This is a genomic window from Deltaproteobacteria bacterium (assembly GCA_019308905.1).
Lineage (GTDB): Bacteria > Desulfobacterota > BSN033 > WVXP01 > WVXP01 > JAFDHF01.
Window position 1 is genome coordinate 1 of record JAFDHF010000089.1, and the last position, 10,775, is coordinate 10,775.

The window sequence follows — 10,775 nt, forward strand, 5'->3', positions numbered from 1 at the left end:
TTTTGGAGAACACCCTTGCCTCCGAGCGACATTGCGGAAGCGGTGGGGTACCCATCAAGGGTGAGCGGGGAGGGGAAAGGTCGTGTTCGTGATTCGTGTTCGTGATTCGTGTTCGTGGGGAAGGGGCAGGAATTCCCCACCCGCGAACCTTGATAGGGTCACCGCGTGAGCTCAGGAGCGAGGGGACAAGGGCGTTCTCCTGCCAAGACAGAAAAAGATCGTGAAGTCATATACTTGCAAGAATCCTGGGCCGAAAACTCAGGAAACTCCACCCGTAAAGCCGGGGCTTCCCCGGATCCGCGTGGCCCCGGAAACTCCGCAATCTTCGCTTTACGGCGAATTCTCAGTGACATCGATCTGGCTTGAGCCACGAAGTGTGAAAGTCCGGATGGGAAGCAGGCTTGAGACCACTCACGGGGCCTCGCAGAAAGGGAGAGGGAGAAGAGCAGCACCCGGGCGACGGAGCCCCGGGGGCCCGGTCACCTTGAGTCTGGCTTGGATAGACCCCGTGGCAATGATGATCGAATCTCCCTCGATTTTCTCACCAGTCTCCCTGACAGCCAATCTCCTGGAATCCTCAAAACACGCGCTTCCCTTTACAACGCGGATCCCCGGCCACTCAACAGCCTCTCCACCCCATTGACCAAACTCGCCACCATGTCATCAACCCGCTTGGTCATTTTGTCAACCAATCCGCGAGAAAATCAGAGTAAGCTACAAGAAGATCAGAGCAAGGTATACGGGTTTTCAAGACCCCTCTTGAGGGCTTCGAGAAACCGTGCTCCCACCGCTCCGTCCACGACACGGTGGTCCACGGCAAGGCTCATATCTGCTATCGGCCTTATGACTATCGACCCACCCCTCACAACAGGTCTCTCAACGATCCTTCCCACGGACAGGATCCCTGTCTGGGGCGGATTGAGGATCGATGTGAAGAAGTAGACATCATACATGCCCAGGTTAGAGATGGTGAAGGTCCCCCGTTCGATTTCGTGGAGTTTAAGCCTCCCCTGCCGTGCCCGGTCCACCAGATCCTTTCTCTCTCGGGCGATTTGCCAGAGTCTCTTATGATCAGCCTTCTCGACGGCTGGAACTATAAGCCCTTCATCGAGCGCCACGGCGAGCCCGATGTGAATGTCCTTCAAAACCTCGATCTTCTCATCCACCAGCCTGGCGTTAAGAAGGGGAAACTCCCGGAGAACCAGGGCGGCCCCTTTTATCAGGATGTCGTTTATTGAAAGCCTGGTCCCTGCCTGCGCCTCGATACTGTCCCCCGTGCTCTCGCGCAGCCTGTTGACCTCTGTCATGTCGACCTCTGTGAAGAGATTGAAATGTGGAGCCTCGCGAAAGCTCCGAGACAGCCGCCTGGCAATCGTGGCACGCATGGAGGTCATGGTGATAACCTCTGCTATCTCGGGAAATGTTGGACCAGCCTCGATCTCTCTCCCCTCAGTCATCACCTCCCTCAGATACCGCTCCACATCCGCCATCCGGATTCTCCCCGATCGGCCGGATCCCCTGATCAGAGTGAGATCGATCCCTCTTTCCCTGGCCATTTTTCTGGCCACCGGCGACGCGAGAACTCTTCCCTTCTCGAGGCGGGCAGCAGAGACGACTTCCCTTTCCTGCCTCTCCCCCTCCGGAGCCTTGCCCTCACCCTCTCCCTCCCGTCCCATATACCGGGCGAGATCGACCTGTTCGTCCCTGTCCCCGATGATCGCGACGACCCCCCCCACCGGTACCTCGTCGCCCTCATCTCTGAGGATCGCTTTTACGACACCGCTTACAGGGGCCTCGATGCCGTAGTTCACCTTGTCGGTCTCGATCTCGAAGAGCGTTTCCCCGGCCTCGACAGAGTCGCCCACTGACTTGACGAACCTGAGAATCTTTGCCACGGTCATGGTATAGCCCAGATTGGGTATTGTAACCTCGGTAGCCATCATCCTCACCTTTCCATGGCCAAAGAATCACAAAAGATCATATGCGGCTTCTCCCCTCCCCTATCGACCGCAGCCCGAATCCATGGGAAACACACCAGGCTGTGTTTTCTGTGACTATCACCAGCCGTGGAGCTAGAAAGAGACCACATCTCTCACCGCCTGGATAATCCTCTCTTCGCTGGGAAGAACAAAGTCTTCCAGGGCGGCATTGAAGGGAACCGGCGTATCGAGCGCGGCGACCCGCCTGATCGGAGCATCCAGGTCATCCAGAGCCTCCTCACTCACCACGGCGGCTATTTCGCCTCCTACCCCTCCTGTCTTGCATCCCTCTTCCACGATAACAACCCGGTGGGTCTCCCTCACGGAGGCAAGGATAGACTCTCGGTCAAGAGGAACAAGGGTTCTCGGATCCAGTATGGTAGCCTTGATGCCCTCCTTCTCGAGCGTTTCCGAGGCATTCAGCGCCAGGGACACCATCCGGCCGATGGCGACCACGGTCGCGTCCTTTCCCTCCCTGTGGATCTTTGCTTGTCCCAATGGAACCAGATACTCTCCCTCCGGAACAGGACCAGGTATCTGGTAGAGGAGTTTCCGCTCGATGAATAGGACGGGGTTGTCATCCCGTATTGCAGACTTGAGAAGCCCCTTGGCGTCATAGGGCGTTGCGGGAACAGCGACCTTGAGTCCCGGAACGTGCATGAACCATGCGTCCAGTGTCTGGGAGTGTTGTGCCCCGAAGGAACCCCATTTGCCGGCTGGGCTGCGGACCACCAGGGGAAAGCAGACCTGCCCACCGGACATATACCGGAGCTTGGCAGCCTCGTTGCAGATCTGATCCATACATAGAGTGAGAAGATCACAGAATTCGATCTCCGGCACAGGGCGCATACCTATCATGGATGAGCCGACGGCTATGCCGACTATCGTCTGCTCGCAGATCGGCGTGTCGCGCACCCGTTCCGGCCCGAACTCGTCTATCAGCCCCTTGCAAACCGTAAAGGCATAACCCAATTCTACATCTTCTCCGAATACGAACACCCTTTCGTCTCGCCGCATTTCCTCGGCCAAGGCCTCCCTCAGAGCCTCCGCGTATGTGATCGCTCTCATCCTCGTTCCACCCCTTGCCTATGCATAGATGTCTTCCAAGGCAGAGGACAGATCCGGTTCAGGGCTCTCCTCCGCAAACCTCACGGCCTCCTCGATCTCCCTGGATACTTCCCTGTCGATCCCCTCCACCTCCTTGGAGGTGAGCCCTCCTTTGTTCATCAAGACCAGTAACGGATCCCTCTGTTTCCACGATTCCCACTCCTCTCTGGTCCGATACGGTCCGTAAGCAGGATCGCCCCTGGAATGACCCATAAACCGATATGTCTTGCACTCGAGAAGGGAAGGTCCCAATCCGTCCCTTGCCCTCTTGACCGCCCTCTGGACCGCCCTTTGCACCTCCAGTACGTCCATCCCGTCTACCACCACCCCGGGGACGGCATAGGCCTTGGCACGAATCGCGATATCCTTCACGGCCGAGGCCTTTTTCATCGATACAGTAAGACCGTACAGGTTGTTTTCGCAGATGAAGACAACCGGGAGCTTCCACAAAGAGGCGACATTCAGAGACTCGTGGAACATACCCCCGTGGGAAGCGCTGTCACCGAAAAGACAGACGCAAACCTGGCCTGTCCTCTGCATCTTTATGGCCAATCCCACTCCCGTGGCCATGGGCATCCCCGATCCGACGATCCCCACTGCACCCAGCATGCCCCTCTTCACATCGATGATGTGCATCGATCCACCCTTACCCTTGCAGAGACCGGTAGCCTTGCCGCAGAGCTCGGCCATCATCGACTTCAGGTCCGCCCCCTTCATCAGACAGTGTCCGTGTCCGCGATGGGTGGCAATGATGAGATCCTTTTTGTCCAGGGCTTCAGATACCCCGACAGCCACGGCTTCCTGGCCGATCGAAAGGTGGACCGCCCCTTTGATGACACCCTGCCTGAACAGCTCGTCTATTTTCTCCTCCAGCCGCCGGATCATTACCAGTTTCCTGTAAAGCTCCAGGTACCGCTCCTTCGCAAGCACTTTTGGCCGATTCATCTTACATTCCCTTTCTGGCCCGAAAACTTACAAACCCCTCGCCATCACCAAAAGGGGAGCCCCCACACCCCCCAGCCTTTCAAGACAGGCCGGCCACGATTCCCTCTGGGCGCAGTAGACGTTCGTAACCCTTTGAATGTGGTAGGGGTAATCAATACCGCCGCCGGCCCTCGACAAAATCCCGACACAGGTGGAATTCAAAGGCCCTGCAGGACACAACCGACTATTAGTCCCGGATGTATGGGATGGTCTGAGGACCCTCCGGAAGCACACAGATCGCCGCGTCCCGGCCATACTTCCGGAGCAATTCCGCTATGGAGTCTTCGATCCGGTGGCACGGCCTGAGAAAGGCCCCCCTGATCTGATCGTCGCTCAGATTCCGCGTATAGAGGTACACGTCGGCCTTCAGACAGATCAAGGCATGCACATAGGCCTGCCACATATCCTGCATCGCAAAACCTGGCGCCCGGATCATCTCCAGAAGCGATTCAAGGCTTTCCGCCCTCTGCAGCAGCTGCCCGTATTCGCCATGATCCGGGATCCCGTCCCAGCAGTCCGCCGCAATGACTATACTGCCCCCCTGCCTGACCACCTGAGAAGCCGCGCTCATCCCCTTGACCGCCTGGTACAGATTGAGATCGAGGGGGTACCCCGAGTTACTCGTGATGACAATGTCAAAGGGCTCGCCAACCGCTACCATGGCCGTCTCTTTTACGAAGGCACAGCCTTCGCTATGAGCCTCCTCGACACTCCCGGCAAATACCCGTGTGATCTGCTTTTTGCTGTTCAGGGCCACATTCAAAAGGAAGGTGGGACGTGCCATGGCCGCAGCCTCGCTGAGGTCTTCCCAGAGAGGGTTCCCGCGGGTAACCCCCCAGCGGGCATTGGGGTCGTCCAGGTTCTTCGCACTGTGGTTGCGCTCGACTGTTTCGAGAAGCGCGAGCCCCGGTACCACCGCTTTGGGTCCCCCGGAAAAACCTGCAAAAAAATGGGGTTCAATGAAACCGGTCAGGATCTTTACGTCGCACTCCACAAACTCCCTGAGGACCCACACGTCGTTTCCCTGAGAGGTGGTCCCCACTCTCACATGGGACTCTCTGTCAGTGGCATCGTTCTGCACGATTCGGTATCTGCCTGCAACCTCCTCGCCCAGCATCCCCCGCAACTCGCTCTGCGTATTTGTCCGGTGTGTACCAGTCGCATTGAAAAGCACGATCCTCTCATCCGGAACATGGCCGAGCTCTCCCAGCAAAACCGGGAGAATCACCGGGTACGGTGTGGCCCGGGTAATGTCGTTGAAGATGATCCCCACCCTATCGGATGATTTGACTAGTTCCCTCAGCGGCGGCGACCCCGTGGGGTGCTGCAATGCCTCCCGGACGGCCCCAGCCTGGTCGGCAAATCCCTCCACATAGGACGGCTCCAGGACTTCCACCCTGACATCGTCAGGCAGATCTACCTCAAGCCTGGTTTTCCCATAAGGGAGTCTCACTTTCACCCTGCTCACCCCGCTCCACGTGGCCCAGGATCACTGGGCCATCCTCTCTCATGACCGACCGCTCCCGCTTTGACCGTCGCGGCAGTGACTGCGTACCCAAGGGTTACTATCAAGGGTGACTATCATGCAAGAATATGATTCTGGCACAATGGTGTCAATACTCTCACAATCAAAAACCCTACAGCACTTCCTGGGGAGGCAGGATCATCGGTTCCTCTCTACCTTGAGGCCGGCTTTGTTGGGCTATCGTGGAGTTCCTGAGTTTTCGGGCGAGGACTCCTGAGGAACACGACTCACGAACACGACCCACGAACACGAATCACGAATCCGACCCACGACTCACGAACACGAATCACGAACACGACCCTTCCCCTCCCCGCTCACCCTTGATGGGTACCCCACCGTTTCCGCAATGCCGCCCATAGGCAAGGGTGTTCTCCAAAAGTCAGGAGGCTCCACTGGGTTATCCCGTTGACTGGGTCCCCTGCTTCATCTTATACTTTTTGAATACCCAATCGGGGATTTCGTTGATGATACAACCTCGGAGATCAGGCAGTAAAAGACGCTTCCCTTACAAGAACATCAACAGGGCAAGGATGACGCCCAGAGAAAGGGTGATTCGGGCCCTCAAACGGAGGGAGCCCGACAAGGTCCCCACATGCTCGAGATTCACCCCGTGGATGATGCGTACCTTCAACGAAAGGGTAGGAGCAGGCATACCGGAACAATACCTCACGGACAGCGCCATCCCCTCGGGTTTCATTCACGAGGTGCGACCGTCCTTTCTCACACCCGACGAATACTTCGGCTGGGAAGTCCGCCATGTCTCGTTCGCACCGCCACAACGCGTGGCCGACTTTTCCGCCTATCTCCCCGACCTGCCTCCCGGATCGGCAATCAGCGAATGGGGAGTCGCCTATGTGCCCGGTTCCCTTCACCACTACAAGAAGAGTATTCCTCCCCTCAAGGGTATGACCAATGTGGATGAATTGCGAAACTATCCCTTCCCCAACCCCATGGAACCCCAGCGCCACCGGAGATTGGACGATATGGTCACCCAGGTCCATGAAGATCAACTGGCGGCAGCCGGGTTTCTCCAGCAGACCCTTTTCGAGCTGGCATGGGAGATGCGGGGCATGGAAGAACTCTTCCTTGACTTTTCCCTGAACAAGCCTTTCGCCTCGTATCTTCTCGACAGGCTGACCGAGATCCGCTGCCAGATGGCGGCCAGATATGCCGAGGCAGGAGTAGATATCCTCCGCCTCGGAGACGACCTGGGTACCCAGGAGACCCTGATGATGAGTCCCGAGACATGGCGGGAGATGTTGATGCCAAGGCTGAGACAGGTCATCGAGGCGGCTCGGAAGCAGAATCCCGAAATCATCATCTTTTTTCATACCGACGGCTTTGTTCAACCCATAATCGAGGACTTTATCGACATCGGGATCGACGTGCTCAATCCGATTCAGCCCGAATGCATGGATCTGGCCTTTCTTAAAAGAGAATACGGGGATCGCCTCTCTTTCTGGGGAGGAGTCGGCATCCAGAAGACCATGCCTTTTGGTACCGTGGCCGAGGTCAGGGAGGCGGTGAGATGGACAATCGATACACTAGGGGCCGGGGGGGGCCTCCTGATCGCCCCTACCCACACCCTCATGCCGGATGTCCCCTGGGAGAACGTGGTCGCTTTCTTCGAGGCTGTCGATGAGTTCGGATGGTACGCTGCTCCCTCCTGATTGGTCGAGGGACGTGAACCCCCGGCACAGGTGAAAATTTTCCGACTGGGTTATTGACATTGATCGTGGTTACGGTATACTGAGCTATCCTAACGAGGTTGCCCGCGTAGGACCGGAGTACGCACGAATCGCAGCAAACCCGTTCTCCCGGGCTTTAAAGGTTCTGGTACAAGACCTAAGGAAATGATGATTCCTTTTTTAAGGAGACATTGCCATGGCGGAAATTCGACTCTCGAACGTGACTAAGAAATTCGGGGATGTTACGGCGGTCAACAACATCAACCTGGTCGCCCAGGACAAGGAGTTCTTGGCCCTTGTCGGGCCGTCAGGGTGCGGCAAGACCACCACTCTCCGGATGATCGCGGGATTGGAGGAGCCGACCGAAGGTGATATTTACATCGAAGAGCGAAAGGTGAACAACGTGGCACCAAAGGATCGGGACATTGCCATGGTCTTCCAGAACTATGCCCTTTATCCCCACATGAACGTTTACAAGAACATGAGCTTCGGCCTCAGGCTCCGGAAATTCCCGAAAGAGGAGATCGATCAGAGGGTCAACGAAGGGGCCAAGATGCTCGGTATCGAAGAGCTGCTGGGAAGAAAGCCTAAGGAGCTTTCAGGAGGACAGAGACAACGGGTCGCCATGGGACGGGCCATCGTGAGAAAGCCCAAGGTCTTTCTCTTCGATGAACCTCTGAGCAACCTCGATGCGAAACTCAGGGTCGCCATGCGGGGAGAGTTGGCCAAGCTCCACGAACGGCTGGAAACCACCATCGTCTACGTGACCCACGACCAGGTCGAGGCCATGACTCTGGCCAGCCGGATCGTGGTCATGAATCAGGGCCACATCATGCAGATCGGCACTCCCTTGGAGGTCTATAACAACCCCAAGAACCTCTTTGTGGCCGGGTTCATAGGAAGCCCGGCTATGAACTTCCTGGATGCTCGGGTGGTAGAGGACAATGGGGTCCTTGTGGTCCAGGGTGAGGGCTTCAAGCTGCCGATCCCCAAACACCTCTATGAGCGATTCGGCAAGGCGAAGGACCAGGAAGTGATCCTTGGGATTCGTCCCGAACACATCTACGACAAGGAGATCAAGGGGCCCTTCCCCGGGGGGGAAGTCCTGAAGGCGACGGTGGATGTCTTTGAGCCCTTGGGCTCAGAGGTGATCTTGCAAGCAGCGTGCGGCCCATACGAGATCACCGCTTGTGTCGATCCACGCACAAGGGCCAGGGTCCACGATGACGTGGAGTTCCTGGTGGACATGAACCTTATCCATCTCTTCAACAAGGAGACCGAGTACGTCTATTGATCGTCCAGTGGTCAATGCCTTTCACCGAGTTTGAAGAGAGCCCAGATGAAACGGCACGAGGAGGAATAGAAGGCCAACCGAGCACTCCTCTCCCTTCAAGGTTGAAAGGGCCTATGAGAAGGAACAGCTATGTTCTCGTGCTTCATGGAATCTTGTAAAAGAGGAGAAGTCAAAAAGCCGAGAGATGGGAGGTGAAGAAGACAGACGAGTTGTTAAAATGATACCTCGTATTGACTCTGAGAAAGGAGGAAAGTTGCCATGATGGGGAAAGGTTCAATCAAGAGAAAAGTCGTTGTTGTCTCGCTTTTCCTTCTGGTTCCTGCGCTGATCGCGATCTGTCCTCACACGGCCCAGGCCGGAAAGTTTGAGAAGCTGATGAAGAAGATCAAATGGAGAGACAATATCGTAGAAAGGCTCACCGCAAAGGAGTGGAGACCACCCAGGGGGTGGGAGTTCATCGCCAAGAAAGTCAAGGAGATCAGCTGGCTCAACGCCGGGGCCCTGAAGTACGATCCGGCGATCGTGATCCATCAGAAAAAATTCGCAGAGCGGACAGGCATCAAAGTGAAGAACATCGTTACGCCCGACACGGCTATAGGGAGTAAGGCTATCTCCATGTTCACCGCTAGGTCAGGTGCGGCCACGGCCATCCACCTCTCGCCGGGAGACGCCATGGACTTTGCTCGGGCAGGGTGGACCCAGACGATCGACCAGATGTGGAGCGACGAGAGCAAGACTTTGTATGCCCCTGGAGCGATCTTCAACTGTACCTATCAAGGGCACATGTATGCTGTCCCGGCTATGGGACGCACCCACCAACTGCTCTATCGAAAGGATCTTCTCCAGAAATACGTCGGCACAACAAAACCGCCTGAGACCTGGCAGGAACTGATCGACTACGGAAAAAAGCTGACTGTCGACACCAACGGAGACGGAAACCCTGACATCTGGGGTTTCGTCTACTACGCCACTACCGATGCTTGTGCATGGCAGATCCAGCAGATGATGTATCTCCAGGGGGTCAGGGCCAGGAACATCGTCGACGCCAAGGGGGTGGCTCACTATGATACCCCCGAAGGTATCAGGGCTCTCCAGTTCTTGACAGACCTGGTGCAGAGGTACAAGATCTCTCCCCCTGGAGTGATAAACTACTGGGACGTGGATCTTTACACCATGTTCATGGCCGGGAAGGTTGCCATGGCCGTGACCAACAACTGGGTGAATTTCAAGCTCGTCTCAGACAAGGAAAAATTTCCGTCTGACAAGTGGGGCATCGCAGCTCTTCCGGCCTGCGGAGGATGGGACGGCGGACCCAAGGGGTCTCACTATCCCAGGGTAGACGCCTACTCGGCGGCGATAAACTCCTATGCCGATCCGTACAAGAAAGTCGCTGCCGCTCTCTACCTCGACTGTGTGAGAAGCTACGAATCGAACAAGGATGAGCAGGTGGTGGAACAGAACCTCGCGCTCATGCCCAAGATATACGACGACCCCGAGGTCCAGCAAAAGACCTATGGCTACAAGCTGATGAAGTGGTCCCTTGAGAACGGCCAGAGCATCACCTACCAGCAGGCTTCCGGTTCATACCTCATAATTGCCGACTATGGGCCGAAGGCTATTACAGGAGAGATGAGTCCCAAGGAGGCCCTGGAAAAGGCGCAGAAGGAGTACGAAGCACGTCTCTGGTTCTAGTGGGTTTGAGTGTTCTAGGATTAGTTCTTGAAACCCCTCCTTATCTCGATGGAGTTCCCGCAACCTCTTGGTGTCTGAATAGGGCGTTGGTTGCGGGAATTCCATTGTTCTAAAAGGGCTGACACGGTGGCTCCGGGCTCTCTTTTCAGGGCGGCGGAAAAGGTATGCTTCAAGTGGGTGAATCGGAAAGGGCATTCGATTGAATAGAGCAGGCTCTACCGCCACTGCAGGGGCTAAGACGACAGGCAAGCGGATTCTCGAGCTTCTTGATCGGAGGTTCGTCTTTCTCGGAATTCTGCCGACCTTCCTGGCAACGACACTCCTGATCATCTACCCCACGTTCCTCGTGGTGAAGAACAGCCTCTACCTGGATATCCCGGCCGTGCTCAGGTTCGTGGGCCTCAAACAGTATATCAGGATGGCCGTGGACCCACGGTTCTGGGTCTACCTCAAGCACACGGTCTACTACTCCGGGTTTTCCACCTTAATCTCCTTTATCCTGGGCA

Annotated in this window: 8 protein-coding genes; 4 read left to right on the forward strand and 4 right to left on the reverse strand. The window is 56.3% G+C overall.

The annotated features are described in order from the left end of the window. Positions 1 to 725 precede the first annotated feature (725 nt). From JRJ26_18985 to larA, 4 genes are all read right to left on the reverse strand, one after another. Positions 726 to 1,943, reverse strand: a complete 1,218-nt coding sequence (locus tag JRJ26_18985; protein ID MBW2059580.1) for a 2-oxo acid dehydrogenase subunit E2 — start codon at positions 1,941 to 1,943, stop codon at positions 726 to 728. Between the two features lie 129 nt (positions 1,944 to 2,072). Beyond that, the gene (locus JRJ26_18990; GenBank protein MBW2059581.1) at positions 2,073 to 3,047 is read right to left on the reverse strand and encodes an alpha-ketoacid dehydrogenase subunit beta; all 975 of its coding nucleotides are present in this window, start codon (positions 3,045 to 3,047) and stop codon (positions 2,073 to 2,075) included. Between the two features lie 18 nt (positions 3,048 to 3,065). Then, positions 3,066 to 4,031, reverse strand: coding sequence for a pyruvate dehydrogenase (acetyl-transferring) E1 component subunit alpha (locus tag JRJ26_18995; GenBank protein MBW2059582.1), 966 nt, complete (start codon positions 4,029 to 4,031; stop codon positions 3,066 to 3,068). Between the two features lie 226 nt (positions 4,032 to 4,257). Then, positions 4,258 to 5,529, reverse strand: a complete 1,272-nt coding sequence (gene larA, locus JRJ26_19000; GenBank protein MBW2059583.1) for a nickel-dependent lactate racemase — start codon at positions 5,527 to 5,529, stop codon at positions 4,258 to 4,260. Between the two features lie 527 nt (positions 5,530 to 6,056). Here larA and JRJ26_19005 point away from each other — a divergent pair. The 4 genes from JRJ26_19005 to JRJ26_19020 form a co-directional block, all read left to right on the forward strand. Continuing rightward, positions 6,057 to 7,265 carry a hypothetical protein gene (locus tag JRJ26_19005; protein ID MBW2059584.1) on the forward strand — a complete coding sequence of 403 codons (1,209 nt, stop codon included), beginning with the start codon at positions 6,057 to 6,059 and terminating at the stop codon, positions 7,263 to 7,265. 214 nt (positions 7,266 to 7,479) lie between these two features. Continuing rightward, positions 7,480 to 8,577, forward strand: a complete 1,098-nt coding sequence (gene ugpC / locus JRJ26_19010) for a sn-glycerol-3-phosphate ABC transporter ATP-binding protein UgpC (GenBank protein ID MBW2059585.1) — start codon at positions 7,480 to 7,482, stop codon at positions 8,575 to 8,577. 258 nt (positions 8,578 to 8,835) lie between these two features. Beyond that, positions 8,836 to 10,269: an extracellular solute-binding protein gene (locus tag JRJ26_19015; protein MBW2059586.1), complete on the forward strand. Its 1,434-nt coding sequence runs from the start codon at positions 8,836 to 8,838 to the stop codon at positions 10,267 to 10,269. A 199-nt stretch (positions 10,270 to 10,468) separates the two neighbouring features. Then, a partial coding sequence (locus JRJ26_19020; GenBank protein ID MBW2059587.1) for a sugar ABC transporter permease occupies positions 10,469 to 10,775 on the forward strand: 307 nt, incomplete at its 3' end.

Bases quoted from the DNA above. Each gene is read 5' to 3' on its own strand.
- ugpC (MBW2059585.1), top strand. From the start codon at position 7,480: ATGGCGGAAATTCGACTCTCGAACGTGACTAAGAAATTCGGGGATGTT.
- JRJ26_18985 (MBW2059580.1), bottom strand. From the start codon at position 1,943: ATGATGGCTACCGAGGTTACAATACCCAATCTGGGCTATACCATGACC.
- JRJ26_18990 (MBW2059581.1), bottom strand. From the start codon at position 3,047: ATGAGAGCGATCACATACGCGGAGGCTCTGAGGGAGGCCTTGGCCGAG.
- JRJ26_18995 (MBW2059582.1), bottom strand. From the start codon at position 4,031: ATGAATCGGCCAAAAGTGCTTGCGAAGGAGCGGTACCTGGAGCTTTAC.
- JRJ26_19015 (MBW2059586.1), top strand. From the start codon at position 8,836: ATGATGGGGAAAGGTTCAATCAAGAGAAAAGTCGTTGTTGTCTCGCTT.